The following is a 26,385-nucleotide window of genomic DNA, read 5'->3' as shown; positions in this document are numbered from 1 at the left end:
TGTTTTTAATATGAGCGAATCTTAACCCAGCGTAAGCAAATCACCACCCCCGGCAGTGTTAGGATGCAGCCAACCTAATCAACCAGCGAGTTTTCATGGCTGACCAGCACTATGACACCAGCCTGGCGGGAGAATTTCCCGTCAACCCCAACTACGGCTCAGGCTGCTTCCGACGCCGGATCCACTTGAGCAACCAGCCCGGACGCGTTGTCGCCGCGCTGGAAGATGACTGCCACGGTTTTCGCGTCACCCTGCATCACGATGGGGCCACAGTCACGGAGGTGGAAGCCGAAACCCTGCGCATCCCCTACAACACCTGCGCCGGTGCCGCTGAGCCGATCAAGGCTCTGAAAGGTATTGCGGTGGGCAGTGACGCCAAAGAGATCAACAGCCAGGTCAGCCCCTTCAGCAACTGCACCCACCTGTTCGACCTCAGTGTGCTGGCAATCAGCCATGCAGGTCGGGAGGACGCCGAGCGCCTGTATGACGTGCAGGTAGATGACGAAATCGACGGTTCCCCCGCCGAGGCTGTGGTGTGGTGTAACGGCGAGGAAAAACTGCGTTTTATCACAAAAGAGTGGCAGATACTGGGGCCGGAGCCCTACGCCGGGCGCCCCTTCTTCAAAGGCTTTGCCGCTTGGGCCAACGAGCTGTTCAGCGGCGATCTGCGCGAAGCCGCGTTTGTCCTGCACAAGGGCTACTTTGTATCGTCGGCCCGTCGCTACGACGCCCGCGCCATGGCTGGCACACGGGGCGACGAACTGCCCTACATTCCCGGCGCCTGCCACACCTATACCGAGGGCACTGTGCAGCAGGCCATCCGCCTGCCCGACACCACACGGGATTTTACGGATAGACGCGAGGCCCTGTTAACCTTCAAATAGGACCAATCAAGGGCGATCTCCCCGAATAGGTATAACTACGAATATAAGCCCAACCGTTCACAGCCTAATCTATACCCATAGTCCATCCACGGTCTTAAGCACAAGCGAACCCCCTTTAGCACCCTCTTGGGTGCTTTTTTTTGCCTTCACTTTGGGCTCATATCCCGTTTAAAACAAAATACCTTTGAATTACAGAGCCTTACCGCTATCCTCAGCGAACAGTATCAAATCAGAGGTAAGTGTGAACAAGGAAATCATCGGCTGGCGCGAGTGGGTGGAACTGCCCGAACTCAGCCTCGGCAAGATCAAGGCAAAGATTGATACCGGAGCGCGCAGCTCATCCATTCACGCCTACGATATCGAAGAGTTTACGCGTAACAATGAGACTTGGGTGCGCTTTACCATTCACCCCGACCAGCACAGCGATGAACGCGTGGTCGGCTGCGAGGCCAGGGTCAAGGACTACCGCAGTATCACCGACTCCGGCGGCCACAAAAGCATGCGGTATATTGTTGAAACTGAGTTTAGAATAGGCAACGATTCTTTTCTGGCCGAGTTGTCGCTCTTCAATCGCTCGTCTATGTTGTTTCGCATGCTGATTGGACGCACCGCGTTAAAAGGTCGCTACGTAGTCGACCCGGCCCGCTCCTACTGCTTGAGTACGCCCCCCGAAGTCACCACCAGCGAAGAATAAGGAGCTGCAATGAAAATAGGAATCCTGTCGCGCAACCGCAAGCTGTATTCCACCAGCCGCTTGGTTGAGGCCGCCAAAGCGCGGGGCCACGAGGTGCACGTTCTCGATACGCTGAAATGTTATATGGAGCTCAGTTCCGACGAGCCTTCCATCTGGTACAAGGGTGAAAAAATTTCGGGCTATGACGCCGTGATTCCGCGCATTGGCGCCTCCATCACCCAGTACGGCCAGGCGGTTATCCGTCAGTTCGAAATGACCGGCTGCTACAGTCTGGTGGAATCCGTGGCGCTGGTGCGCTCACGCGACAAGCTGCGCTCACTGCAACTGATGTCGCGCAAAAAAGTCGGCATGCCGCGAACCAGTTTTGCGCACGACGTGCACAACACCAAAGAGCTGATCAAACTTGTCAACGGCACGCCCCTTGTGGTCAAGCTGTTGTCGGGCACTCAGGGTAAAGGCGTTGTGCTGGCAGAAACGGCGAAAGCGGCAGAATCGGTGATTGAAGCCTTCCGCGAACTGAAAGCCGACTTTCTGGTACAGGAATTCATCAAGGAGGCTGGCGGCTCCGATGTGCGCTGCCTGGTCATCGGCAACCGCGTGGTCGCGGCCATGCAGCGCACCGCACAGGACGGCGACTTCCGTTCTAACCTACATCGCGGCGGCGTTGCCCAGCTGACCAAACTGACACCCGCCGAGCGGGCCACTGCCGTCAAGGCAGCCAAAATTATGGGACTGAATGTGGCCGGTGTCGATCTGCTGCGATCTTCACGCGGGCCACTGGTAATGGAAGTGAATTCATCCCCCGGCCTTGAAGGTATTGAGACAGCTACCGGCAAAGATGTCGCCAGCGCGATAATCGGCTTTATCGAGAGCAACGCCGGTCCCTCGAAAACCCGCACCCGCGGAAAGGGCTAAAGTGGCAGACAAATTTGATATCACTCCCGGCAGCGGCGAGTTAATCCGCCTCCCCGTTGCCCGCTTGTACACCCACAATGACCTGTCTATCGAAGTGCAGGCCGTTCGCGGCAAACGCAGCGGCCCGACGCTGTTTGTCAGCGCCGCCATTCACGGCGACGAAATCAACGGTGTGGAAATTGTGCGCCGCCTGCTGCAACACCCGGCGATGAAAAACCTGCGCGGCACTCTGTTGGCTATTCCCATCGTCAATGTGCACGGTTTCCTGAACAACTCGCGCTACCTGCCGGACGGGCGCGACCTGAACCGCTCTTTCCCGGGCTCCAGCAAAGGCTCCCTGGCCGGTCGCGTTGCCCATACCTTTATGAATGAGATTGTCACCCACTGCACTCACGGCATCGACCTGCATACAGGCGCAAGACACCGGGGCAATTTGCCGCAGATTCGAGCGGATATGAACAACCCCGCCACCGCCGGCATGGCAAAAATCTTTGGTGTGCCGGCCGTGCTGCACTCCCGGGTTCGCGACGGCTCATTGCGAGAGGTAGCAGCGGATATAGATATTCCAGTCATCACTTACGAGGCGGGGGAGGCCCTGCGTTTCGATGAGGTTGCCATTCGCGCCGGGGTAAACGGTGTAATCAACGTGATGCGTCATATCGGCATGCTGCCTGCGTCACGCAGCAAGCGAATGAAGCCATTCCCGATTATTTCCGAAGAATCCTACTGGGTGCGGGCCTCTGAAAGCGGCATTTTGCGCGCGTTAGTCCCTAATGGCGCTAAAGTAGAAAAAGGCGATGTGATAGCGCTGGTCTCTGATCCTTTCGGCAGCAAGAGCGATGAGATACGGGCACCCAGCGCGGGGATTATTATCGGCCGGACCTTTCTGCCACTGGTACACGAGGGTGAGGCGTTGTTTCACATTGCGCGCTACAGCACGCAGATTGATCGGGTTCACTCGCGACTGGAAGCCTTTCATGAGCAGCACGAACCGGATACCGAAAAGTATCCGCCGAGCGATGTGGATGAGCCCCCGATATACTGACGACATCAAACCCTAACGTTTTGTGGCAACCATAATAAACTCTCGGTTGCCGTCACCACCTTCGATCGGGCTGTCAAAAAAGGCAGCCACCTCAAGGCCGGATTCATTGGCACAGCCTTTTACGTTTTGCTCCACCACCGCGTAGCGGGAGGTATCACGCACCAGCCCGCCCTTGCCGATAAACTCACGGCCAACCTCAAACTGGGGTTTCACCAGACTGACCAGCCAGCCGCCGGGCTTCATCAATGCCGGCAGGCCTGGAAGAATCAGGGTCTGGGAAATAAAGGACACATCCATCACCACCAGATCAAAACCCTCAGGTGCATGCTGCAACAAGTCTTGCGGTAACTCGCGAGCGTTTATTCCTTCGTAGTTATGCACACGCCCGTCGCTGCGAATACGCTCCGCGAGCTGGTCGTGCCCGACATCGACACATACCACTTCACCAATTCCCGCCTGCAACAGGCAGTCGGTAAAACCGCCAGTAGACGCACCCACGTCCAGCGCAACGCCCTGAATCGGAAATAGCTGGCGCTCCAGCGCCGCCGCCAGCTTCAGTCCGCCGCGCGATACAAAACGGTCTTGCTCATCGCGGCGCACGCTGAATACTGTATCGTCTGGAAACTTCTGACTGGCTTTCACTACCGGCTGCCCGCCGGCTTCGACCTTGCCCTCGCCGATCCAGCGCTGGGCCTGTGCCCGAGATTCAGCCAGACCGAGCTCAACAAGCAAGATATCGGCACGCTTAAGGCCCATTCAACATCACTCGTGTGGCCAGCTGGATTTCACGCAGAAAGCCGGTCAGCGAGATAATCAGAAACACCATGGCCAGAATAAACAGTACCGCGATGGGCGTATCGCTGTGCCAGCCCATCACCGCATTGATAAACAGCATCGCAATCACCAGACAGACCAGCAACGCACTGCCGGTACTGAAACCAATCGCTCGATGCACCACCCGACCGCGCCGGGTCAGTGTTCTCAGTTCCTCGCGAATACCTTCTTCGCGCTCATCGGTCACATGTTCCAGACGCTGATACAGTGAGCGGCTGCGATCGATGATTCTCGCCAGGCGACCGGTCAACACATTCAGAATGCCACCAATGCCCGCCAACAAAAACACCGGCGCAACCGACTGTTGTATGGCCTGAGCGAGGGTGATAATTGAGAGTTCTGCCACCATCAGCTTTCCTCGGTAAAACGCAGCAAGTCAAAAAACAAGCCCGCGGGGTCTTCACTGCAGCGCGCGCCAACCGGTGTTCCTGCCACCAACGGCGAATCCCACTGGCAGCTTGATGGCTGAATCTGATTCCAGTCCATCACGATCTTGCGATGGGCAAAACGCCATTCTCCAGCGCGTCGCTCATAGCGATCCAGATAGCGCCCGCCAATAATGATTTCCACATCCTGTCCGCTTTCATCTTTGGTCAGATGATAAGAAATCATCACTACCTCGCCCTCGGCACGATCCCCCTCCACCGCAATCAGGTGGTTCTGCACCATATGCGAGGTTACTGTCATGGTCTCCAGCATTGAGGGCAGCCACTCGAGATAACCGGCAGCGCTGCCGCAATACATGGGCGAATGATCATCAGTCGCATCGTCGTGATAGAGGGCCGGCAGCGCCGCGTAGTCGCGTCGGTCAATGGCTCGGCAGTAACGCAGCACGAGATCGCGAATAGCGTCTTTTGCCTGCAATATTTCCAGTGACATGTTTTATTCCTCAAAAAGAGAAGCCGACAGTTTACTGAATCGACAAATCCGGGGACAGCATCACTGGCGGACACCCTCCCTTCCTACAAAACAGCCCCATACACCGGATTTATAGCCAGCATCACACGCCGGACGACCTCGCGCTTGTCGCGCCGTTACAGAAATGTCATATTCACTGCTTACACTCGCCCAGATTCATCCGCCAGCTCCCCGAAGCATGCAAGGGTCAGCTGCGCTATAAACATAAACCGGCCGCGACGGCCCACAACAATAACGGGATATCCGGGATATGAAGAGCTCCAAACCTCGCACCTGCGCACTGCGCCGCTGCGGTGCAGCCGCACTGCTGGGACTTACCATTCTGCCACTGCAGGCCCAAATCGAAGAAGTTATTGTGACTGCTCAGAAGCGGGAGCAATCGCTGAAGGATGTGCCTATCAACATCAACGCCATGAGCGGCGACCGACTGGCCCAACTCAATATCCAGCAGTTTGATGAACTGGCCAACTTTATCCCCGGTCTGGAAGTTCAGGAACAGAGCGCAAACAACCCGGCCTTCGTCATTCGCGGCATTACCTCCGACAGCGGTGAATCCAATATCGAGCCGCGTATCGCCGTGTTTCAGGATGGCGTTCCTTCTTCCCGCTCACGCGGCTCGTTTTTTGAATTGCATGATCTGGAACGGGTTGAGGTTGTCAAAGGCCCCCAGAGCACCCTGTTTGGCCGCGCCGCCCTGATTGGCGGCATCAACGTGATCCAGCGCAAAGCCGATTACGAAACCGAGGCGCAGATCAAGATCGGTTACGGTGAAAGTGTTCGCGATACTGAGTATCAGGAAGTCAGCGGTCATCTGGGTGGCGCGATCATTAATGATCGTCTTGCCGGGCGCGTTGCCTTTGTCGATAAAAAACGCGACCCCTATGTGGAAAACCTGCTCGGCGGTGAAGGTTTTAATGGCGCCGACGTGCGCGCCTACCGCGTCTCACTGCACGCGGATATCACGGATTCACTGCGGCTTGACCTGATTGCCAACCACCAAAAAGACACACCGCCGGGTACCGGTTTCAAGAACAACCGCTTTGCGCCTCCCGGGGGTGACACCAGCCCCTTCACCGGTGCGGCACTGAAGAGCTTTGGCGGCTACCGGAGTGGCGTTGATCTAGGCTTGGAACGCGAGCTCGATAGCCTGACCAGCATTCTGGTGTGGGATATCAATGACAACTGGTCGGTCACATCGATCTCCGGCACGCGCGAATTTGATTCTGACGAGGTCTTCGACGGCGACGGCTCACAATACGACATTCTTATTGCCTCAGAACTGGCGACGGGCGAACAGTTCAGCCAGGAACTGCGCTTCAACTACGATGCAGGCGGTCAGCTGTCCGCCTTCTTCGGCGCCAACTACCTGGAGGAAGAAGGTGAGCAGTACGCACCAGTCGCAACGGACAAACAGCAGGGTCTGCCCTTCTTTCTCGAATTCCTCGCCTCCGGCCGCGGCAGCGAACCCACGCTCCCGCCCTCAGGTGAACTGTATGAAGAGGAGTTCGCCAACCGCAGCGACACAAAATCGGTTGATCTGTTTGCCGACGCCACCTTCCACGTAACCGAAAAACTCGAGCTGACCGCCGGCGTACGCTGGACCAAGGACGATAAGAAAACCTCCTACTTTGGCCGTACTCTGGGCAGCCCGGCACCTGGCCCCATTCCGCTACCCAACGACCCCGGCAATACCCTGTTTATAGCCGCCTCACCGGGTGGCGAACTGGTCAGTGCCAGCGACACCTTTGAAGGCTGGTCCTGGCGCACCGTAGCCTCCTACCACTTCACTGAAGACCTGAATGCCTGGGTGAGCTACTCGCGCGGTCGCCGCCCGGAAGTTATAGCTTTCAATACCCCCGAGGACGAAGATTTTGTTGAAGCGGAAACGCTGGATGCAGAGGAAGTGGACTCCTACGAAATCGGCGGTTTTTACAGCCTGCTGGACAATCGCATCAACATCAGCGGCTCGGTGTTTTACTACGAGTACACCAACTTCCAGACCACACTGTTCGCGCCCGGCGAAGCTGCCGTTATCGTGCTTAACGCAGGTTCGGCGACCTCACACGGACTGGAACTGCAAGTCGACGCACAGCCGCTCGACAATCTGCAGACCTTTTTCAGTTACGGTTACAATTTCGGTCGCTTCAAAAGCACCGACGAAGACGGCAACCCTCAGAAATTTGGTGGCAACAAATTCCGTTTGAGCCCGGACCACAGCGTAGCGATCGGCGCCACCCTGAGCTTCCCCACGGACTTTGGCCTGTTTTCGGTCACGCCGTCGTATACCTACAAGTCCGAAATCTTCTTTGACGACGACAACGACCGCCCGGATCTGCAGGAATTTGACGACACTCAGGACGAATTCCAGCCGAGCTATGGCATCTGGGATCTGTCCCTGCGCTATGAATCCATGGGCGGCAACTATGTGGTCGAACTCTACGGCAAAAACCTGGAAGACAAGGACTACCTGCTCGACGCGGGTAATACCGGCGACAGCTTTGGCTTGCCGACCTTTATCGCTGGCCCCGACAAATTGGTCGGCCTGACGTTTACCGCCAAGTACCCCTGAGAAAACCTTAAAAGATCGTACTAGAAACAAAAACGCCCACCATTAGGTGGGCGTTTTTTATTGCGGATCGTCTAGCCAACCACTTCCGCCAGATCACCTTTGGATTCGAGCCAGGCCTTGCGATCCGGCGAACGCTTCTTGGCCAGCAGCATATCCATCAGGGGCGCGGTGTCATCGCCGGCTTCAATGGTCAGGCGAACCAGGCGGCGGGTATCCGGATCCATAACGGTTTCGCGCAGCTGCAGGGGGTTCATCTCACCCAAACCTTTAAAGCGGGTTACCTGAATCTTGCCGCGCTTGCCTTCGGCCTCAAGCCGATCGAGGATACCCTGACGTTCGCTCTTGTCCAGGGCGTAGTGTGTTTCCTTGCCGATATCCACCCGATACAGCGGCGGCATGGCGATATACACATGACCGGCCTGCACCAGCGGTTTGAAGTGGCGTACAAAGAGGGCGCAGATCAGGGTAGCAATATGGGCGCCGTCGGAATCCGCATCCGCGAGAATACAGACCTTGCCATAGCGCAGCCCAGTCAGATCGTCGGACGCGGGATCGACCCCAATGGCAACCGAAATATCGTGCACTTCTTGAGAAGCGAGAATTTCCTGGGAGTCCACTTCCCAAGTGTTCAGGATTTTACCGCGCAGCGGCAGTATCGCCTGAAACTCCCGGTTGCGACCCTGCTTGGCGCTGCCCCCCGCCGAGTCACCCTCAACCAGAAACAATTCACCGCGCGCCGGATCATCGCCGGAGCAGTCCGCCAGCTTGCCGGGCAACGCCGGGCCGGAGGTGACCTTCTTGCGCACTACCTTCTTGGCCTTGCGCATCCGGGTCTGTGCGTTGGAGATGCAAAGCTCAGCCAGTTTTTCCGCTTCGCCGGTATGCTGGTTCAGCCACAAACTGAAGGCGTCTTTGGCCACACCCGATACAAAGGGCGCCGCTTCACGCGAGCTCAGCCGCTCCTTGGTCTGGCCGGAGAACTGCGGATCTTCCAGCTTGGACGACAGCACATAGCAACAGCGGTCCCAAATATCTTCCGGGGTCAGCTTGACGCCGCGTGGCAGCAAATTGCGAAATTCGCAGAACTCGCGCATGGCCTCCAGCAGACCCGTGCGCAGACCGTTAACGTGGGTGCCACCCTGAGCCGTGGGAATCAGGTTGACGTAGGACTCGGTGGTGGGCTCGCCGCCTTCCGGCAACCACTGCACGGCCCAGTCCACCGCTTCGTTGTGACTGGTGAAGGAGCCGACAAAAGGCTCCTGGGGCAAGGTTTCCCAGCCGCGGGTGCTGCTCAGCAGGTAATCGGTCAGACCGTCTTCGTAATACCACTCTTCGCTGGCATCGCCGGTTTCATCTTTGAAAATGACTTTGAGGCCCGAACACAGCACAGCCTTGGCCCGCAGCACGTGTTTCAGGCGCGGAATAGAAAACTTGGCGGAATCAAAATACTTGGGGTTCGGCGAGAAACGCACCTCGGTGCCGGTATTGCGCTTGCCGCAGGTGTCGATGACTTCGAGCTCTGAGGCCTTTTCTCCGTCTTCAAAGGCCATCCGGTAAACCTGCCCGTCGCGACGAATGGTCACTTCCAGCCAGGACGAGAGTGCATTCACTACCGATATGCCAACACCGTGCAGACCGCCAGAGAACTGGTAGTTCTTGTTAGAGAATTTACCTCCTGCATGGAGGGTGGTCATGATGACTTCCACCCCCGATTTGCCCTGCACCTTGTGCATATCTACCGGCATGCCCCGGCCGTTGTCGACACAGCTCAGGGTGCCGTCTTTATACAGGGTCACGGTGATTTCACTGGCGTGACCAGCCAGCGCCTCATCGACACTGTTATCGATGATTTCCTGAGCCAGGTGGTTGGGGCGGGTGGTGTCGGTGTACATGCCAGGGCGTTTGCGCACTGGCTCCAGCCCCGTGAGAACCTCAATGGATTCAGCGGTATAGTCGCTCATAAACTGTTATTTTTCCGTCAATTGGAGAAACGTGACGATATCGGGCAGATAGGATTCATAGGTCGTAAACGAGTGATCCCCACCCTGTTCGACGGTCATTCTACACGCACTGTAGTAGCTTTGCGCGTCCCGGTAGTCCAGCGTCTCATCCCCGCTCTGCAGCAGTACCCAGTAACGCTCTGGCGTCACACTGAGCGGTTCCATATCGGCCAGTTCGCGGGTATGCGCGGGTGTAATCTGGAAATGCTCTTCGGTATAGGGATTGAAATTATCACCGACGTAGTGAGCGATCAGATGCTGGGGGCGCACCGCCGGATTAATCAGTACCGCCGGCACGGCGTATTTTTCTGCCAGCACCGTCGAGAAAAAACCGCCCAGGGAACTGCCAATCAGTCCGACCCGAGTGTGCCGGGCCAAGAGCCCCTGCAACTCCCGCTCAACACAGGCAAGAGTAGCCCCCGGGGTATTTGGCAAACCGGGCACTGCGCACTCAATGCCCAGCGCCTGGGCATAGGCCCGGCTCTGCTGCGCTTTAATGGATTGGGGAGAAGAGATAAAACCGTGTATGTAGAGTATCGCTGAAGACAATCAATAACCCTTGGCGGCCAGATCAATTTGAAAATGCACATCGGCGACACGCTGAATGCCGGTCTCAATACGCCCGTCGGGGTAGAGCTCCAGCCAGCGCAGCCCCGGCGCCTCACTGCTGACCAGAAAGTCGGCGCTGTGCTGAGCAAACTGAATGCAGGTGGACGGCGAGGTCAAAAAACGCGTGCCGAGATATTCCACATCGCGCGCCTGATGCACATGTCCTGAGGTCACCGCCTTGACCTGCGGGTAGGCGGATACCAGCTCCAGAAATTCGGCCTGATTACTCAGCAGCTGTTCGTCCAGCCAATCACAGCCGACCGGCAGCACGTGGTGGTGCAAAGCGACCAGTGTGTGCTTGTTCGGGTTCGCGTCCAGATGCTCGCGGAGAAAATCCAGCTGGGATTGCGCCAGCGTGCCGCGCGGGGTATGAGGCACCGAAGAATCGAGGGAAATCAGTTGCCAGTCGCCCAGATCCAGCCGCGGCCGGTACCAACCCCCGCCACAGGTGGCCTTCATCGCTTCCACACTGTCATGGTTACCCGGCAGCCAGACCGCATTGCTACGCCCATCCATCACCCAATAAAGACGCTCATAGGCCTCGGCGTAACCGTTGTTGGAGATGTCACCACTGAAGAGGTAGATATCCGGCTCGGACAGGCTTTCAGCCAGACGCAGCACCTGCATCATGCTGTGATCGGTATCCATGCCCAGCAGCTCATAGCCCGGTGTCTGACCAAGATGGGTATCACTGAGTTGTAGTATCCGAATTGGCTCCATAGGCCCGCTCAGTTTCACTCCTGACAATGGCACGGCGTCGCGTTACACATTATCGCGATTGAGACATACTCAAGGAAAGAGCACCAGCTACCTTGTCGCATTTTTCACAAGGCGGAGGGCTTAAAGTGTCAGCAGAGCGGTAGGATTGCCCAAACTTCGCCCTTGCTCCAGGCAATGTTGCAGCCATTCACCAAGAAAGCGGTTCCACTGCTGCTTTTCATCGCGCTGGTGCATACGGCGATTGGGGTAGTCGTTTTTCCCCAGCACTCGATAGCAACCGGCAAAACTGGCCACTTCGGCCACACCCGCGTCGTGATAGACACGCACGGTCATTTCATTATTAAGATCAGTCAGCGCCGCATGCTCCTGCCCGATCTGCAACAGGCTGGTATAGGGCGTGCGCTCGCTGACGGCAATGCGCACCTGCAGCCCCTCACCGAGACCAAACACGCGCTCATCGCCCGCCTCCATGCGCGGAAGCAATCTGCACAGACGCACAAAGTTGAGTTCGCACTCAGCCAGATGCGCTGAAAGATCGACGTTATAAACGGGTTTTGCCACGTGTAATACCGCTATTTCCTGCCGTTACTGACAGGCCGCATTGCCCGTCAAAGGCTCATCATACCCGCTGCAGCCATACTTAAAAATACTTAATTAATGTGAATACGGATGGGGCTTTCGGGGCCAATTTGCTAAACTCGCTGCCAAATTTGAGTGTAGATGGGATGGATCTCCGCATGACACGACGCGCACTACCACTGGCGCTGGCCGGACTGATCGGCCTTAGCAGCTCCTTCAGTTTTGGCGGCAGCCTGAGCGAGATTTACGAACTCGCACTGAAAAACGACGCCACCCTTAAGGCGGCGGAAGCCACCTACCGGGCCAATCTGGAAACCGAGAAAATTGCGCGCTCAGCCCTTTTGCCGCAAGTCAGCGGCAATGCGCGTTATACCCAGAGTGACAGCGAGATCGAGCAGGGCCCCAATCCGACGCGCGGCACTACAACGCCCATAAACCTGGAACTCGACACCGATACAACGGCCTACTCCTTGTCACTGAATCAGAATATTTTTGATCTGCCGAGCTGGTTCTCATTCAAGGCGGGCAAGCTGGTCAGCAAGCAGGCCGAGGCACAGCTGGCGGCAGACCAGCAGGATCTGGTTATTCGTGTCGCTCAGAGTTACTTCAACGTTTTGCGCGCCTACGAAAATCTGGAGGCCGCCCGCGCTGAAGAACGCGCCGCCAAACGCCAGCTGGAACAGACCCAGCAGCGCTTTGATGTTGGCCTGATTGCCATTACCGACGTTCACGAAGCGCGCGCCGTTTTCGATAACACTGTCGCCCAGCGGCTGACCTTTGAAGCCAATCTGGGTACCGCCTATGAAGCCATGTCTGTGCTGACCGGCCGCAGTCACTCAGAAATCATGCGCCTTAGCGAGCAATTTCCGGTGACTAACCCCACGCCTGAAGACCGCGCCGAGTGGGTAAACTTTGCGCTTGAGAACAATCACAAACTCAAGGCGGCCATTTACCGCATGCAGTCCAGCCATAAAACGGCCGAATCGAAAAAGTGGGAGCACCTGCCTTCCGTGACGGGCAGCCTCAGCTACCAGGACAGCGATGCGGACAACGAGTACAGCGCAGCCGCCGGCAGTTTCACCACCAACGACACTACGGAAACCAGCGCCATCCAGTTCGACCTGAATATTCCCATATTCTCCGGCGGCGGTGTCAGCGCATCGCGCCGCCAGGCCTACGAGCAGTACAACGCCTCGCTGCAGCAAAAGATCAACACGCAGCGCCAGATAGTCCAGCAAACCCGTTCCCTGCACCTAACCGTCAGCACCGACGTACAACGCATAAAGGCCCGCAAACAGAATATCGTGTCAGCCCAGAGCGCACTGGATGCAACCAAGGCCGGCTACGAGGTGGGAACACGCAATATCGTGGATGTACTGCAATCACAGCGCTCGCTGTACGCGGCGATTCGCGATTACGCCAATGCCCGCTTCGACTATGTGCTGAACATGCTGAAACTGAAGCAGCAGGCCGGCACATTGAGCCCCCAGGACATTTATAATCTGGACAAGTGGCTTGTGGCCGACGAGGCTAAAAAGCAGAACATATAAAGACTATAGAGGTAGAAAAGCGCTGTCTAGGCAGCGCTTTTTTTATGGCAGCTGTTTGTCGATTACCGCGAGCAAGCGTTCCAGCGCCCCGCGATTTTCGTCGATGACAGCCTTGGCCAGCGTGCCGCGCTGCCGCCTCAGCGCTTCATCCGTCAATAGCGGCTGCACCTCGTTGACAAGCGCCTCCGCAGAGTCGGCGAGGGTCAACGCACCAGCGCCCTGCAGCAGTTCAGAAATTGCCGCGAAATTGTAATCGCTGGGACCGTTGACTAGTGGCAGACCCCAGGCCGCCGGTTCAAGGCTGTTGTGCCCTCCACGCTCGATCAGACTGCCGCCCACGGTGGCCACATCGGCGCAACCAAACAGCAGCATCAACTCACCCATGGTATCGAGCAGCAGCACGTCGGCGCCGGCGGCCGTATCGCCGGCACTGCGTCGCCGCAGCGTCCATCCATCTGCCGCAATCTGCTCTGCGACCAGATCGAAGCGCTCCGGGTGGCGCGGCGCGATCAAGAGAGCCGCCTCCGGCAAGCTTTTCTGAATCGCGGAAAAGGCCTGCAAGATCAGGCTTTCTTCGCCCTCATGGGTGCTGGCACACAACCACACCGGCCGCGCTGCCAAGCCCAGTTTCTGCCGTTCCTGCCGCGCCTGCTCGCGCAACGCCTCAGAAACCGTGACATCAAACTTCACACTGCCCGACACGCTTAGCTGCGCCGATGGCACCCCCAGCGCCTGAAAGCGCTCGGCATCCTTGCGGTGCTGCGCCACCACCTGCGAAATTGATGAAAATACCCGCCGCGTCAATGCTGGCAGGCGGCCGTAGCCGCGGGCGGATTTCTCTGACAGGCGGGCATTCGCCAGCACCACGTCCACACCCGCCTTACGCGAACAACACACCATATTCGGCCAGATTTCGGTTTCCATAATAACCAGCAGGGCCGGCGACACTCGCCGCAAAAACCGATTAATGGCGCCGGGCGTATCGTAGGGGGCATACACATGAAAAACGCTGTCTCCGAGCATGGCCTGCACTCGCTCGGAGCCGGTGGGAGTCATGGTGGTAACAACCAGGGGCCGCTCGGGGTAACGCTGCTGCAGCTCGCGTATCATCGGCACAGCGGCAATCACTTCCCCCACCGACACCGCATGTACCCAGATACTGTCGCTCAGATCAGGCGCGGCAAAAAAACCGAAGCGCTCGGCAATACGGTGCCGGTAAGCCGGGGCCTTCAGCGAACGCTGCCACAGTCGCAGCACCAGCAGCGGCGTGATGAGGTAGAACAGGCAGGTATAAAGAAGCAGCGGCATCACAGAAATCAGGCAGGAATTGTGGGGCCAAGCATAGCGAGCAGCCCGAAACATGTGAAGCTCTTTGCTATACTGCGGCTCTTGAAGGAGAACCCATGACAGACTCTCACCCACAGGTGGACACTATCATCGTCGGCGGCGGCATCGCCGGCCTGTGGCTGCTGAATCGCCTGGTTGCCGAAGGCCGCAATGCGGTGCTCTTTGAACAAAGTGCGCTGGGCAGCTCACAGACCATGGCCTCACAAGGCATGATTCACGGCGGTATCAAATACGCGTTGGGCGGCGCCCTGACCGGCGAGTCGGAGGCCATTGCCGCCATGCCCGGGCACTGGGCCCGCTGCCTGGAAGGCCAGGGCGATGTGGATATCCGCGCCTGCAATGTACTAAGCCGGCATTTTTATCTCTGGTCTACCCGTTCGCTGACCTCTCGCCTGTCCTCTTTTTTCGCCAGCAAAATGCTGCGCGGGCGCGTGGATAACGTCAAACCCGACGATCGCCCGCCCGCCTTTGATAACCCCGCCTTTAAAGGCTCGCTCTACCGTCTGGCGGACCTGGTACTCGATGTACCCTCGCTGATAGAAACCCTGTCCGCCCCCCACCGCGACCGCATTTTCAAGATTGACTGGTCCCGGGCCAGATTGCAGCGCAATGACCGGCAGGTCACCCACCTGCAATGGGACAACGGGATGAAGCTTGCCGCCGACAATTTCATTTTCGCCGCCGGCGCCGGCAATGAATCCCTGTTAGCCCAGCTCGATCTCGAGCAACCCGCCATGCAGCGCCGCCCGCTGCAGCAGGTGCTGGTCAAACACGACTTTGACTCTGCGCTCTATGCCCACTGCATGGGCAGCAACCCCTCACCGCGCCTGACCATCTCCAGTCACCGCTGCAGCGACGGGCGTATGTGCTGGTATATGGGCGGCGATCTGGCCACCGAAGGTGTGGGCATGAGCGCCGAGGCATTGATCGACAAGGCCCGACGCGAGCTGTTCGAACTGTTCCCGTGGATAGACTTTGGGCAGACCGAATGGGCCACGCTGCCAGTCGATCGCGCCGAACCCAAACAGAGCCAGTTGATCAAACCCGACAAGGCCTACGCCGAGCGCGCCTGCGATAATCTGCTGGTGTGCTGGCCGACCAAACTCACGCTGACCCCGGATATGGCCAATCAGGCCTGCGAGCAGCTTGCGCCGCTGCCGGCCGGAGCCAGCACCGAGGCGCCGGCTGCATTGCAGTCGCTGGAAAAACCGGTTATTGCAACACCCTGCTGGGACACCCTGTTTTAAGGAGCCGACATGGAGACTCTTAGCCAGCGCCGATTTGGCAGCAGCGAGCTGATGGTCAGCCCGCTGGGGCTGGGCACGGTCAAATTGGGCCGGGACAAGGGCGTCAAATACCCCGAACATTTCACGATCCCCGACGACAAGGCCGCCGCCAATCTGATTGCGCTGGCGCGCGATCTGGGCATCAACCTGATCGATACCGCCCCTGCCTACGGCAACAGCGAACAGCGCCTGGGCACTCTACTGCAGGGCCAGCGCGAGCACTGGGTTATCTGCTCCAAGGTCGGCGAGGAATTCGACAATCTCAGTGGCGAGTCCCATTTTGACTTCAGCCACCGCCACACTCGCCAGAGTATTGAGCGCAGCCTCGATCGTTTGAAAACAGACTATATTGATATTGTGCTGATCCATTCGGATGGCCGTGACGAGCACATCCTGCAGCACGAAGGGGCGCTGGAAGCATTGCAGCAGTGCAAGCAGGAAGGCCTGATACGCGCCATCGGCATGTCGACCAAAACCGTCACCGGCGGCCTACTGGCCGCCGAGCTGTGCGATGCGGTGATGGTCACTTACAACCCCGCGCATCAGGAGGAATCCCCGGTGCTGGATTACTGTGCACGCCACGGCAAGGCGGCTATATTGAAGAAGGCTCTGGGCAGCGGTCATCTGATCAGCGAACAGGATCCGGCCCAGGCAGCCATGAGCTTCGCGCTTTCGCACCCCGGCGTCACCAGCGCCATTGTCGGCACCATCAACCCCGACCATCTGCGCGAGAACGCCGCCGCCTGCCTGCGGGCGTTGGGGAGCTAGGCCTCTGTGCTTGTAAGCGCGGGTTGTAAGCATAGAGCATTTGCGTCTTTCGCACGGCAAAAGGGTCTATGCTATTATCGCCACCCTGTAATTTCAGACATTCAACTTTGACACCTTTGGAGAACTCTCATGAGTGACAATATTACTCACGTCACCGACAGCAGTTTCGATTCGGAAGTCCTGTCGGCCGATCTGCCCGTGCTGGTAGATTTCTGGGCAGAGTGGTGCGGCCCCTGCAAAATGATCGCCCCCATTCTTGATGAAATCGCCACGGAATACGCCGGCAAGGTAAAAGTGTGCAAGATTGACGTAGATGCCAACTCTGACACGCCTGCCAAATTCAGCGTGCGCGGCATCCCCACCCTGATGATATTCAAGGGCGGTAACGCCGAAGCCACCAAGGTTGGCGCCATCTCCAAAAGCCAACTCGCGGAATTCATCGACTCCGCACTGTAATTTTGCCCCGCACAACCCTGCTTGCCATCCCCGGCAGGCAGGGTTATAGTGCAGACAGGGCTGGACGCTCCGGCACCCAAGTGCTAGATTGCTGTAACGCTTCCCTAAATCCTTCTTTATAGATCAGCGAACTCTGCGTTCACACCCGGCGTGTGCTCCGCAATCATTCCAACTATTCCCGATAATCACTTCTAAACCAACTTATGAACCTTACCGATTTAAAGACCAAATCCACCCAAGAACTATTAGAGATTGCCAACGAGATTGGCCTGGATAATGTCGCCCGCTCCCGCAAACAAGACATCATTTTCTCGATTCTGAAGCGTCACGCGAAAAGTGGCGAGGACATCTACGGCGACGGCGTACTGGAAATACTCCAGGACGGATTTGGCTTTCTGCGCAGTGCAGACTGTTCCTATCTGGCTGGCCCCGACGACATCTATGTCTCTCCCAGCCAGATTCGTCGCTTCAATCTGCGCACAGGCGACACCATCGCCGGCAAGATTCGCCCTCCAAAAGAAGGCGAGCGCTACTTCGCCCTGCTCAAGGTCAGCGATGTTAACTTCACCGGCCCCGAGCAATCCAAAAACAAGGTCTTGTTCGAAAACCTGACACCGCTGTTCCCGAACGAGCGCCTGATTCTGGAGGCCGGCAACGGCTCCACCGAGGATTTGACTGGCCGCATCATCGATTTATGCGCACCGATCGGTAAAGGTCAGCGCGGCCTGATCGTCGCACCGCCGAAAGCCGGTAAGACGCTGATGCTGCAGAATATGGCCAATGCCATTATCCGCAATAATCCCGAGTGCTACGTCATTGTTCTGCTGATTGACGAGCGCCCGGAAGAAGTGACCGAGATGCAACGCTCTGTGGGCATCAAGGGCGCTGAAGTGGTCGCCTCAACCTTTGACGAACCGCCCTCGCGCCACGTGCAGGTTGCGGAAATGGTTATCGAGAAAGCCAAGCGACTGGTCGAGCACAAGCGCGACGTGGTCATTCTGCTCGACTCCATCACTCGTCTTGCCCGCGCCTACAACACCATCGTGCCCAGCTCCGGCAAGGTACTGACCGGCGGTGTTGACGCCCACGCACTGGAACGCCCCAAGCGCTTCTTCGGTGCGGCCCGTAATGTCGAAGAAGGTGGCAGCCTTTCAATTATCGCCACCGCACTGATCGACACCGGCTCGAAAATGGACGAGGTTATCTACGAAGAGTTCAAGGGCACCGGTAACATGGAGCTCCACCTGGACCGCAAGATTGCCGAGAAACGCGTCTATCCGGCGATCAATATCCGCCGCTCCGGCACCCGCCGCGAAGAGCTATTGACCGGCGAAGATGAACTGCAACGCATGTGGATTCTGCGCAAGCTGCTGCACGGCATGGAAGACAGCCCGGCGGTGGAGTTCCTGCTGGACAAGCTGAAAGATACCAAGACCAATAGCGAGTTCTTCGACTCGATGAAGAGGAAGTAAGGTCGGGTTGCAGGCGTCTGATGCAGTTTTCGTCGGACGTCTGACGTCTGACGTCTGACGCCTATGAAATACAGCGATCTCAGAGAATTCATCACGCACCTCGAATCCGTTGGCGAACTGAAGCGCATCACTCACCCCGTCGATCCAAAACTGGAAATGACGGAGATCTGTGACCGCGTATTGCGCGCTGGCGGCCCCGCCCTCCTGTTTGAAAACCCGATTGGCTACGACATGCCGGTGCTGGCCAACCTGTTCGGTACGGAGAAACGCGTGGCGCTCGGGATGGGACAGGAGTCTATTGAGGCGCTGAGTGAAGTCGGCGAAGTACTCGCCTTTCTGCGCCAGCCCGATCCGCCCAAAGGCCTGCGCGATGCCTGGAACAAGGCACCGATTTTCAAACAGGTGTTGAACATGGCGCCCAAGCAGTTGCGCAGCGCGCCCTGTCAGGACGTGGTGCTCGAAGGCGAGGCGGTCGACCTTTATAAAATCCCGATTCAAACCTGCTGGCCCGAAGATGCTGCCCCGCTGGTGACCTGGCCCCTGGTTATTACCCGCGGCCCCAACAAAGAGCGGCAAAATCTCGGCATTTATCGCATGCAACTTATCGGTCGCAACCGACTGATCATGCGCTGGTTGTCTCATCGCGGCGGTGCGCTGGACTTTCAGGAGTTCAAAGCCCTGCACCCCGGCGAAAACTATCCGGTCTCGGTCGCGCTCGGCGCTGACCCCGCCACCGTGCTCGGCGCCGTCACCCCTGTGCCGGACAGCATCAGCGAATACGGCTTTGCCGGACTCCTGCGCGGCGGCAAGACCGAGGTCGTAAAGTCGCTGAGCAATGACCTTCAGGTTCCCGCCAGCGCGGAGATTATCCTGGAAGGCTATATCGCGCCCGATGACATGGCCGACGAAGGCCCCTTTGGTGATCACACCGGTTACTACAATGAAGTCGAGCGCTTCCCGGTGTTCACGGTTACGCACATTACCCATCGCAACAACCCCATTTATCACAGCACCTACACCGGCCGGCCGCCGGATGAACCCGCGGTGCTCGGGCTTGCCTTAAACGAAGTGTTTGTGCCCATCATCAAACGGCAGTTCCCCGAGATTACGGATTTCTATCTGCCGCCGGAGGGCTGTTCCTATCGTATGGCCGTGGTCACCATGAAGAAGCAATACCCCGGCCACGCCAAGCGAGTGATGTTCGGTGTCTGGTCTTTTCTGCGCCAGTTTATGTACACCAAGTTTGTGATAGTGACCGACGATGACGTTAACGCCCGGGACTGGAAGGACGTGATCTGGGCCATGACCACGCGCATGGATCCGGCTCGCGACACCGTACTGGTAGAAAGTACGCCAATCGATTATCTGGATTTTGCCTCGCCGGTTTCTGGCCTAGGCTCCAAAATGGGTATGGACGCCACCAACAAATGGCCCGGCGAAACCGACCGGGAATGGGGCCGACCGATTGTGATGGATGACGCGGTGAAGCAGCGAGTTGATGAGATGTGGGAGGCCTTGGGCTTGAGTGAAACTAGGCTTGGTCGGACGTAAAAGCTCCCACACCCACTTCGCAAGCAGGCGGCAATATCAATGGAAAATATGCCCGAAAAACAGTCTCGCTCCAGACCGCGTGAGACATCAGGCGCCCGACATCTGACCGCCCCAACAACCACGCTTGCACCACCGCCCCTATCTCTCTACATCCACGTTCCCTGGTGCGTGCGCAAATGTCCTTACTGTGACTTCAATTCTCATGAGGGCAGCAAAGAGCTGCCCGAAGACCCGTACATCAGTGCGCTGCTGGAGGACATGAGCCACGACCTGCATCTCGCCCAGGATCGCACTATAGAGTCTGTTTTTATCGGCGGCGGAACACCCAGCCTGTTCTCGGGCGAAGCCTATCAAAGGCTGTTCGACGCACTGCGAAAGCAGCTCCACTTTAGCCCCAACTGTGAGATCACCCTAGAAGCCAACCCCGGAACGGTGGAGCAGGAACGCTTTAAAGGCTATCGCACGGCGGGCATTAACCGCCTGTCGATCGGTGTACAAAACTTCCAAAATAGTCAGCTGGAAAAGCTTGGGCGCATTCACAACAGCGCCAATGCCGTGGCCGCCTTGCACACGGCCCGCGACGCGGGCTTCGACCGTATCAATATCGATTTGATGCACGGCCTTCCAGGCCAGAGCGCCAGTGATGCGGTCAGCGATATAAAAACAGCCCTTAAACTGGGAGTCAGCCACCTGTCCTGGTATCAGCTCACCATCGAGCCCAACACTCACTTTCACAAAGCGCCGCCGGAGCTGCCGTCGGAAGAGATTCTGGCAGACATTCAGGCTCAGGGACTGGCCACCATTGCGGCCGCTGGACTCAACCCCTACGAAGTTTCAGCCTACTCGGCGCCCGGCGAAGAAAGCCGCCACAATCTTAACTACTGGCGCTTCGGCGATTACCTTGCGCTTGGCGCCGGTGCCCACGGCAAAATCACCCTGGGAAATGAAATTCTGCGCTACCAGAAGACCCGACTGCCGGATCACTATCTGCAGCGCACGGGTTCGCGCACAGCCCAACAGCATCAGGTGCTGCGCGAGGATCGCGCCTTTGAGTTCGCCATGAACACCCTGCGTCTGCACGAAGGTTTCAGCCCCGCCCAGTTCGAATCCCGCACCGGCCTGTCCTTCATCGACATCCTGCCTACGGTGCACGGCCTCTACGAAGACGGCCTGTTAGAAGAGCGCGGAGAGCGCTTTACCTGCTCCGATATCGGGCGTCGCTATCTGGACGATGTGGTTGCCCGCTTCCTACCCTGATGTGGGCGCTGTGCTAAACTGTGCGCCCTTAAATTTCACGTAACACAGGTGTAGTAAGCCCATGGCTGATTTCCGGTCAAAAACCTCTACCGCTGGACGCAATATGGCTGGCGCGCGTGCACTCTGGCGTGCCACAGGGATGAAAGACGAAGATTTTAAAAAGCCGATTATCGCGGTTGCCAATTCCTTCACCCAGTTTGTACCCGGCCATGTTCACCTCAAGGATATGGGCCAGCTGGTCGCCCGCGAGATAGAGCGAGCCGGCGGCGTCGCCAAGGAATTCAACACCATAGCCGTAGACGACGGGATCGCCATGGGGCACGACGGCATGCTCTACAGCCTGCCTTCCCGTGATCTGATCGCCGACTCTGTGGAATACATGGTGAACGCTCACTGCGCCGACGCGCTGGTGTGCATTTCCAACTGCGACAAGATCACACCCGGAATGCTCAACGCAGCGATGCGCCTCAATATCCCTGCTATTTTTGTCTCCGGCGGGCCGATGGAAGCGGGCAAAACCAAACTCGCCGACCACGGTCTCGATCTGGTAGACGCCATGGTCATCGCCGCCGACAGCAGTGTCAGTGATGAAGTCGTGGAAGAATACGAGCGCTCCGCCTGCCCGACGTGCGGCTCCTGCTCGGGCATGTTTACCGCCAACTCCATGAACTGTCTGACCGAAGCGCTTGGCCTGTCCCTGCCCGGCAACGGTTCGCTACTGGCCACCCACGCCGATCGCCGGGAGCTGTTCCTGGAGGCCGGCCGCCGAATCGTAGATCTCGCCATGCGCTTCTATCGCGATAACGACGCTTCGGTACTGCCCCGTAACATTGGCGGCTACAAAGCTTTCGAAAATGCGATGAGTCTGGATATCGCCATGGGCGGTTCGACCAATACCATCCTGCATTTGCTGGCTGCCGCTCAAGAGGCGGAGCTGGAATTTACCATGCAGGATATTGACCGCCTTTCCCGCAGAGTCCCACAGCTGTGCAAAGTAGCGCCGAACACCCAGAACTATCACATGGAAGACGTTCACCGCGCAGGCGGCGTACCGGCCATCCTGTCCGAACTGCACCGTGCCGGCCTGCTGCACGGTGACTGCCCTACGGTGCACAGCCCGACCATGGCCGAGGGCCTGGCTAAGTGGGATATCGTCACCACCCAGGACGATGCCGTAAAAACCTTTTTCAAAGCCGGGCCTGCGGGCATTCCGACCCAGGAGGCTTTCAGCCAGAGCACTCGCTGGCCAAGCCTGGATCGCGATCGCGCCAACGGCTGCATCCGTTCCATCGACAACGCCTTTTCTCTTGAAGGCGGCCTTGCGGTTCTGTTCGGCAATATCGCGGAAAATGGCTGCGTGGTTAAGACCTCGGGCGTGGACGAGAGCATTCTGGTGTTTGAAGGCCCAGCCCACATCTGCGAGAGCCAGGAAGATGCCGTGGACGATGTGCTCAACGACCGGGTCAAAGCAGGCGATGTTGTTGTTGTCCGCTATGAAGGCCCAAAAGGCGGCCCCGGCATGCAGGAAATGCTCTATCCCACCAGCTACATCAAGTCCAAAGGGCTCGGCAAGGTTTGCGCCCTGCTGACAGACGGTCGTTTTTCCGGGGGCACCTCTGGCCTTTCGATTGGCCACGTCTCGCCCGAGGCGGCGTCGGGCGGCGCTATCGGTCTGGTGGAGCAGGGTGACATTATCAAGATCGACATACCCAATCGCAGCATCAATGTCGCCCTAAGTGACGAAGAGCTCGCCCTGCGCCGCAAGGCCATGGAAGCAAAAGGTGGCGCGGCCTGGAAGCCAGTTAAACCCCGCCCTCGCAAGGTCTCTACCGCGCTTAAGGCCTATGCGCTGATGGCCACCAGCGCCGACCGAGGCGCTGTGCGTGATCTGTCGCAGGTTGGAGGCTAGCGCCTCCTGCTCGGCAGGCATCACAAAGGCCAAGCAATAAAAAAGGCGCCATCAGGCGCCTTTTTTATTGCTTGGCTAAAGAGATTAAGCTTCTTTGGCCAGCGCTTTTTCTCTAGCCAGTTCGCGGTCCATAAACTGGATCCACTGCTCGGCATAGACCTTGGAGCGCTCGTTTTTCTTGGCTTCGCGGAAGGCCTTGCGGGCTTCCTCGTAGTTTTTCAGATTGAACTCTGCCATACCCAAAACCAGTTGCGCCGTGTCCGGGCGTTTAACACCGCCCTTTTTGAGGCCATTGCGCACAGCTTCAGCCGCTTTTTCAAACTCATCGTTATCCAGGTAGATATTGCCCAGACGCGCCCACAATTCGCCGTCGTCTGACTTTCGTGCGGCTTCGCGCATCTCCGGGATCGCGCGTTTGATTTCCTGCGCCTGACGCCAGGAGTTAGCCAGCAACTCCAGATTTTTGGAGGTCGCTTCGATCTGCTTCGCCTTGATACCCTTGTCTATAACCTTGCCCGCTTTATACGGCACTTCGATAGACAGGAAGAGATAGGCCATGTTGATCAGCTCTTTCTCTTTGTCGAGCAGGTCCTGCACGTAAGCTGTTTCCATGGCTGAAACCATGTCTTTCTCACGCTTGAGCTCACCGTACATCGCTGCCAGCTGCTGCCAGTAGGCCTTCTTCTGGTAGTACTTCAGCGTTTCTTCCAGAATCTCGACTACTTTTTTGATGTCGTTCTTCTCGAAATACAGATAACGCTGCAGGCCCCACCACTGTTCCTTTGGCACCTTGCCTTTCTGCTTGTAGTCATCAATTGCGATTTCTACATGCTTCAGGGACTTGCGCTGATCACCCAACTGGTAATAGCCCTGACTCAACAGTGCGTGAGCATTCGCACCCACAGGCTCACCCAGCTCTTCTTTCAGTTTGAACCAGTCCAGCAGCGTGTTAACACCCTTCTTCCAGTCTTCCTTAACAAAGTACAGCTGAGCAATGGTGAACTTGGTGTTCACCTCCATTGCATAGGGGATATCTTCCTGCTTGATGACCTGTTCGTAGGCACCCAGCGCCTTGTCGTAGTCTTCCTTGGTGAAGTAGATGAAGGCATACAAGTTGTACAGGTTAGCCATTTCGTAGCTGTTTAATGCGCCACGGCCTTCCTTGTCACGAAGCTCATTCAACTTACCAAGGGCTTCGTTGTACTTCTTCTCTTCCGCCAGCTCTTGGGCTTCATTCAGTTTTTCGAACACCTTGGCTCGAATCGCTGGCGTTCGCCGGGTCTGCTGTTTTTTCTTTTCCTGCGCCTGAACCTTGCCCAGAGCGGTTTCACCCAGCACTGGGGCAACCGTGGTCGTGACCAGGGGCACCGACATAGTGACGGCCACCCCCAGTGCGGCCGCTGTCAACCAGCGACCGACAGACTGAACAGGGCTACCAGGTTTGCTCTGTATCATGCTATCAGTCTTCATTTGTCCAACTCGTAGGTAAAGCGGTTCTGGATACCGGGCACTTCGATAGGATCGCCATCCACAACCCGCGGCTTGTACTTGAATTTCTCCGCAGCTTTCACCGAGGCGCGCTCGAAATAGCCAGGCGGCGAACAATCAACCGGCACGATATCTCGTGTAGTACCCGACTTGGTCACGGTGTACTCAACGGTACAGTAGCCTTCTACACCGCGGCTTTGTGCCCGACGGGGATAGATAGGCGCAACCTTAACGATCGGCAGGTACTCACCGTCAGAGGCCGACAGGCCACCCGCCGCATTGGTCAGTGAAATCTGCTGGCTCGGCGTCATATTGACCGCCTCCACATCAGGATTCACGTCTTCCATTTCCGGCTGTTCCATATCCGGCGGCGGCTGCTCGGGCTCCGGCGGCTTGTCCGGCTTGCGATCGATATTGGTTTCAATATCGCGATCCGGCATGTCAATGTCGGCGATGCGGTGAGCTGGCTTTTCGTCCAGACTCTTGTCGGCTGTTTCGATCAGTGTCGGCATCAGCACAAACAAGGCAGCGGTTACGACAAAACCAAACGCAGCGCCTATGAGTAGTCTGAGTCTATTCATAAGCCTTTAATCATCTTCAGTGGCCAGTGATACGTCGTAAACACCCGCTGCCCGCGCTGCGTCAATTACCGCAGTCACGGTTTCAGTGTTAGAGGCTTTATCTGCCTGCACGACAACCGCACCCTTGGGGTTTTCAGCGTGCATACGCTCGATCACTGAACGCACGGAGCGCTTGTCCACGCGTCGCTTGTCAATCCAGATCTCGTTAGTCGCGTTAACCGCCACCAGGATATTGACGTTTTCTTTCTTGTTGGCTGTCGAAGCTTCCGGCCGATTCACCTCAATGCCCGCTTCCTTGATAAAGGACGCGGTTACAATGAAGAAAATCAACATGATAAAGACCACGTCAAGCATTGGCGTCAGGTCAATTTCGGAAGCGTTTTCTTCAGCTCCAGCTCTTCTCATTCTGCGCATGTTGGATTCTCTTAATGATCTGTGGTCAGGTGGTCTTTCAGCAGTTCACTTTCGCGCTCGGCGATTCGGGTTATATAGGTATTACCGAATACACCTGACAGCGCTGCTACCATTCCGGCCATTGTCGGAATCGTCGCCTTGGAAACACCACCCGCCATGGACTTGGCATCGCCACCGCCGGTTACAGCCATGATGTTGAATACTTCGATCATCCCGGTCACCGTTCCCAGCAGACCCAGCAGTGGACACAAGGCCACCAGGGTCTGAATCAACGGCAGTGAGTCTCTGATCTTGATACTCACCTGGGAGATCAGCAGTTCACGAATGGCGTGAGCGTTCCACGACTTGCGTTCACTGCGGGATTCCCAAACCTGCATGACTTGATCAACATCCTGTTTCAGACCGAACCGGAAGTACCAGAAGCGCTCAAAAAGCAGGGTCCACATCAGGAAGGTCACGGCGGCGATCAACCAAAGTACATCGCCACCGGCATCCATGAAGCGCCGAATGATGTCTGCCCATTCGTACAGCTGATACAT

Annotated in this window: 25 protein-coding genes; 13 read left to right on the top strand and 12 right to left on the bottom strand. The window is 57.3% G+C overall.

Annotated elements, in window-relative coordinates:
* The first annotated feature begins 95 nt into the window (after positions 1–95).
* The 4 genes from ABY734_RS02325 (at position 96) to ABY734_RS02310 (ending at position 3,538) form a co-directional block, all read left to right on the top strand.
* On the top strand, positions 96–884 hold the full coding sequence (locus ABY734_RS02325) for a DUF2889 domain-containing protein (RefSeq protein ID WP_372777349.1): 789 nt from the start codon (positions 96–98) through the stop codon (positions 882–884).
* A gap of 241 nt (positions 885–1,125) precedes the next feature.
* The gene (locus ABY734_RS02320) at positions 1,126–1,578 is read left to right on the top strand and encodes an ATP-dependent zinc protease (protein ID WP_372777348.1); all 453 of its coding nucleotides are present in this window, start codon (positions 1,126–1,128) and stop codon (positions 1,576–1,578) included.
* 9 nt (positions 1,579–1,587) lie between these two features.
* A complete protein-coding gene (gene rimK, locus ABY734_RS02315) occupies positions 1,588–2,493 on the top strand; it encodes a 30S ribosomal protein S6--L-glutamate ligase (protein ID WP_372777347.1) in 906 nt (301 codons plus the stop codon).
* A 1-nt stretch (position 2,494) separates the two neighbouring features.
* Complete coding sequence (locus tag ABY734_RS02310) at positions 2,495–3,538, top strand: succinylglutamate desuccinylase/aspartoacylase family protein (RefSeq protein ID WP_372777346.1); 1,044 nt, start codon at positions 2,495–2,497, stop codon at positions 3,536–3,538.
* A gap of 12 nt (positions 3,539–3,550) precedes the next feature.
* Here the strand turns inward: ABY734_RS02310 and ABY734_RS02305 are convergent, their stop codons facing one another.
* From ABY734_RS02305 to ABY734_RS02295, 3 genes are read right to left on the bottom strand one after another with little or no spacing between them, the layout of a single operon-like run.
* Positions 3,551–4,294, bottom strand: coding sequence for a TlyA family RNA methyltransferase (locus ABY734_RS02305; protein ID WP_372777345.1), 744 nt, complete (start codon positions 4,292–4,294; stop codon positions 3,551–3,553).
* The gene (locus ABY734_RS02300) at positions 4,284–4,721 is read right to left on the bottom strand and encodes a DUF2721 domain-containing protein (protein WP_372777344.1); all 438 of its coding nucleotides are present in this window, start codon (positions 4,719–4,721) and stop codon (positions 4,284–4,286) included. Before ABY734_RS02300 ends, ABY734_RS02305 begins: the two co-directional genes overlap by 11 nt.
* Complete coding sequence (locus ABY734_RS02295) at positions 4,721–5,251, bottom strand: nuclear transport factor 2 family protein (protein ID WP_372777343.1); 531 nt, start codon at positions 5,249–5,251, stop codon at positions 4,721–4,723. The genes ABY734_RS02300 and ABY734_RS02295 overlap by 1 nt, the downstream gene beginning before the upstream one ends.
* A 289-nt stretch (positions 5,252–5,540) precedes the next feature.
* On the opposite strand from ABY734_RS02295, the gene ABY734_RS02290 reads away from it, so the two are divergent.
* Positions 5,541–7,859, top strand: a complete 2,319-nt coding sequence (locus tag ABY734_RS02290) for a TonB-dependent receptor (protein ID WP_372777342.1) — start codon at positions 5,541–5,543, stop codon at positions 7,857–7,859.
* A 71-nt stretch (positions 7,860–7,930) separates the two neighbouring features.
* Here ABY734_RS02290 and parE read toward each other — a convergent pair whose 3' ends face one another.
* The 4 genes from parE to ABY734_RS02270 form a co-directional block, all read right to left on the bottom strand.
* Positions 7,931–9,820, bottom strand: coding sequence for a DNA topoisomerase IV subunit B (parE, locus tag ABY734_RS02285; protein WP_372777341.1), 1,890 nt, complete (start codon positions 9,818–9,820; stop codon positions 7,931–7,933).
* 6 nt (positions 9,821–9,826) lie between these two features.
* On the bottom strand, positions 9,827–10,408 hold the full coding sequence (locus tag ABY734_RS02280) for a YqiA/YcfP family alpha/beta fold hydrolase (protein WP_372777340.1): 582 nt from the start codon (positions 10,406–10,408) through the stop codon (positions 9,827–9,829).
* Positions 10,409–11,188 carry a 3',5'-cyclic-AMP phosphodiesterase gene (cpdA, locus tag ABY734_RS02275; protein WP_372777339.1) on the bottom strand — a complete coding sequence of 260 codons (780 nt, stop codon included), beginning with the start codon at positions 11,186–11,188 and terminating at the stop codon, positions 10,409–10,411.
* Positions 11,189–11,308: 120 nt separating this feature from the next.
* Positions 11,309–11,749 carry a DUF1249 domain-containing protein gene (locus ABY734_RS02270; RefSeq protein ID WP_372777338.1) on the bottom strand — a complete coding sequence of 147 codons (441 nt, stop codon included), beginning with the start codon at positions 11,747–11,749 and terminating at the stop codon, positions 11,309–11,311.
* Between the two features lie 176 nt (positions 11,750–11,925).
* Here ABY734_RS02270 and ABY734_RS02265 point away from each other — a divergent pair, with 176 nt between their 5' ends.
* Positions 11,926–13,317, top strand: coding sequence for a TolC family outer membrane protein (locus ABY734_RS02265; RefSeq protein WP_372777337.1), 1,392 nt, complete (start codon positions 11,926–11,928; stop codon positions 13,315–13,317).
* 42 nt (positions 13,318–13,359) lie between these two features.
* Here ABY734_RS02265 and waaA read toward each other — a convergent pair whose 3' ends face one another.
* Positions 13,360–14,679 (bottom strand): lipid IV(A) 3-deoxy-D-manno-octulosonic acid transferase, encoded by a 1,320-nt coding sequence (gene waaA / locus ABY734_RS02260; protein WP_372777336.1) that lies wholly within the window; start codon positions 14,677–14,679, stop codon positions 13,360–13,362.
* A 41-nt stretch (positions 14,680–14,720) separates the two neighbouring features.
* Between waaA and ABY734_RS02255 the strand changes: the two genes are divergently transcribed.
* From ABY734_RS02255 to ilvD, 7 genes are all read left to right on the top strand, one after another.
* Complete coding sequence (locus ABY734_RS02255; RefSeq protein WP_372777335.1) at positions 14,721–15,911, top strand: FAD-dependent oxidoreductase; 1,191 nt, start codon at positions 14,721–14,723, stop codon at positions 15,909–15,911.
* A 9-nt stretch (positions 15,912–15,920) separates the two neighbouring features.
* A complete protein-coding gene (locus tag ABY734_RS02250) occupies positions 15,921–16,718 on the top strand; it encodes an aldo/keto reductase (RefSeq protein ID WP_372777334.1) in 798 nt (265 codons plus the stop codon).
* Positions 16,719–16,847: 129 nt separating this feature from the next.
* The gene (trxA, locus tag ABY734_RS02245) at positions 16,848–17,174 is read left to right on the top strand and encodes a thioredoxin TrxA (protein ID WP_372777333.1); all 327 of its coding nucleotides are present in this window, start codon (positions 16,848–16,850) and stop codon (positions 17,172–17,174) included.
* Positions 17,175–17,377: 203 nt separating this feature from the next.
* Positions 17,378–18,646, top strand: coding sequence for a transcription termination factor Rho (gene rho, locus ABY734_RS02240; protein WP_372777332.1), 1,269 nt, complete (start codon positions 17,378–17,380; stop codon positions 18,644–18,646).
* Positions 18,647–18,709: 63 nt separating this feature from the next.
* Positions 18,710–20,197 (top strand): 4-hydroxy-3-polyprenylbenzoate decarboxylase, encoded by a 1,488-nt coding sequence (gene ubiD, locus ABY734_RS02235; RefSeq protein ID WP_372777331.1) that lies wholly within the window; start codon positions 18,710–18,712, stop codon positions 20,195–20,197.
* Positions 20,198–20,245: 48 nt separating this feature from the next.
* Entirely contained in the window at positions 20,246–21,454 is a 1,209-nt protein-coding gene (hemW, locus tag ABY734_RS02230; protein WP_372777448.1) for a radical SAM family heme chaperone HemW, read from the top strand.
* Positions 21,455–21,515: 61 nt separating this feature from the next.
* The gene (gene ilvD / locus ABY734_RS02225; protein WP_372777330.1) at positions 21,516–23,363 is read left to right on the top strand and encodes a dihydroxy-acid dehydratase; all 1,848 of its coding nucleotides are present in this window, start codon (positions 21,516–21,518) and stop codon (positions 23,361–23,363) included.
* Positions 23,364–23,447: 84 nt separating this feature from the next.
* Here ilvD and ABY734_RS02220 read toward each other — a convergent pair whose 3' ends face one another.
* Genes ABY734_RS02220 through ABY734_RS02205 form a run of 4 tightly spaced genes read right to left on the bottom strand, consistent with a single transcriptional unit; the run spans position 23,448 to position 26,385 of the window.
* Positions 23,448–24,833: a tetratricopeptide repeat protein gene (locus ABY734_RS02220; RefSeq protein WP_372777329.1), complete on the bottom strand. Its 1,386-nt coding sequence runs from the start codon at positions 24,831–24,833 to the stop codon at positions 23,448–23,450.
* Positions 24,830–25,432, bottom strand: a complete 603-nt coding sequence (locus tag ABY734_RS02215; RefSeq protein ID WP_372777328.1) for an energy transducer TonB — start codon at positions 25,430–25,432, stop codon at positions 24,830–24,832. Before ABY734_RS02215 ends, ABY734_RS02220 begins: the two co-directional genes overlap by 4 nt.
* Positions 25,433–25,438: 6 nt before the next feature.
* On the bottom strand, positions 25,439–25,846 hold the full coding sequence (locus ABY734_RS02210) for an ExbD/TolR family protein (RefSeq protein WP_372777327.1): 408 nt from the start codon (positions 25,844–25,846) through the stop codon (positions 25,439–25,441).
* Positions 25,847–25,857: 11 nt separating this feature from the next.
* A complete protein-coding gene (locus ABY734_RS02205; RefSeq protein WP_372777326.1) occupies positions 25,858–26,385 on the bottom strand; it encodes a MotA/TolQ/ExbB proton channel family protein in 528 nt (175 codons plus the stop codon).

Source organism: Litorivivens sp. (assembly GCF_041624475.1).
GTDB lineage: Bacteria > Pseudomonadota > Gammaproteobacteria > Pseudomonadales > Spongiibacteraceae > Litorivivens.
The sequence above is the reverse complement of the archived record's forward strand: the minus strand, read 5'-3'. Positions and strand labels throughout refer to the sequence as shown.

Excerpts from the sequence above, each read along its gene's own strand:
- waaA (WP_372777336.1), bottom strand. The coding sequence starts at position 14,679 with ATGTTTCGGGCTGCTCGCTATGCTTGGCCCCACAATTCCTGCCTGATT.
- rho (WP_372777332.1), top strand. The coding sequence starts at position 17,378 with ATGAACCTTACCGATTTAAAGACCAAATCCACCCAAGAACTATTAGAG.
- ABY734_RS02305 (WP_372777345.1), bottom strand. The coding sequence starts at position 4,294 with ATGGGCCTTAAGCGTGCCGATATCTTGCTTGTTGAGCTCGGTCTGGCT.
- ABY734_RS02205 (WP_372777326.1), bottom strand. The coding sequence starts at position 26,385 with ATGTATCAGCTGTACGAATGGGCAGACATCATTCGGCGCTTCATGGAT.
- ABY734_RS02295 (WP_372777343.1), bottom strand. The coding sequence starts at position 5,251 with ATGTCACTGGAAATATTGCAGGCAAAAGACGCTATTCGCGATCTCGTG.
- ABY734_RS02325 (WP_372777349.1), top strand. The coding sequence starts at position 96 with ATGGCTGACCAGCACTATGACACCAGCCTGGCGGGAGAATTTCCCGTC.
- cpdA (WP_372777339.1), bottom strand. The coding sequence starts at position 11,188 with ATGGAGCCAATTCGGATACTACAACTCAGTGATACCCATCTTGGTCAG.
- ABY734_RS02215 (WP_372777328.1), bottom strand. The coding sequence starts at position 25,432 with ATGAATAGACTCAGACTACTCATAGGCGCTGCGTTTGGTTTTGTCGTA.
- ABY734_RS02255 (WP_372777335.1), top strand. The coding sequence starts at position 14,721 with ATGACAGACTCTCACCCACAGGTGGACACTATCATCGTCGGCGGCGGC.
- rimK (WP_372777347.1), top strand. The coding sequence starts at position 1,588 with ATGAAAATAGGAATCCTGTCGCGCAACCGCAAGCTGTATTCCACCAGC.
- ABY734_RS02265 (WP_372777337.1), top strand. The coding sequence starts at position 11,926 with ATGACACGACGCGCACTACCACTGGCGCTGGCCGGACTGATCGGCCTT.
- ilvD (WP_372777330.1), top strand. The coding sequence starts at position 21,516 with ATGGCTGATTTCCGGTCAAAAACCTCTACCGCTGGACGCAATATGGCT.
- ABY734_RS02300 (WP_372777344.1), bottom strand. The coding sequence starts at position 4,721 with ATGGTGGCAGAACTCTCAATTATCACCCTCGCTCAGGCCATACAACAG.
- ABY734_RS02290 (WP_372777342.1), top strand. The coding sequence starts at position 5,541 with ATGAAGAGCTCCAAACCTCGCACCTGCGCACTGCGCCGCTGCGGTGCA.
- parE (WP_372777341.1), bottom strand. The coding sequence starts at position 9,820 with ATGAGCGACTATACCGCTGAATCCATTGAGGTTCTCACGGGGCTGGAG.
- trxA (WP_372777333.1), top strand. The coding sequence starts at position 16,848 with ATGAGTGACAATATTACTCACGTCACCGACAGCAGTTTCGATTCGGAA.
- ABY734_RS02210 (WP_372777327.1), bottom strand. The coding sequence starts at position 25,846 with ATGCGCAGAATGAGAAGAGCTGGAGCTGAAGAAAACGCTTCCGAAATT.
- ABY734_RS02220 (WP_372777329.1), bottom strand. The coding sequence starts at position 24,833 with ATGAAGACTGATAGCATGATACAGAGCAAACCTGGTAGCCCTGTTCAG.
- ABY734_RS02250 (WP_372777334.1), top strand. The coding sequence starts at position 15,921 with ATGGAGACTCTTAGCCAGCGCCGATTTGGCAGCAGCGAGCTGATGGTC.
- ubiD (WP_372777331.1), top strand. The coding sequence starts at position 18,710 with ATGAAATACAGCGATCTCAGAGAATTCATCACGCACCTCGAATCCGTT.
- hemW (WP_372777448.1), top strand. The coding sequence starts at position 20,246 with ATGCCCGAAAAACAGTCTCGCTCCAGACCGCGTGAGACATCAGGCGCC.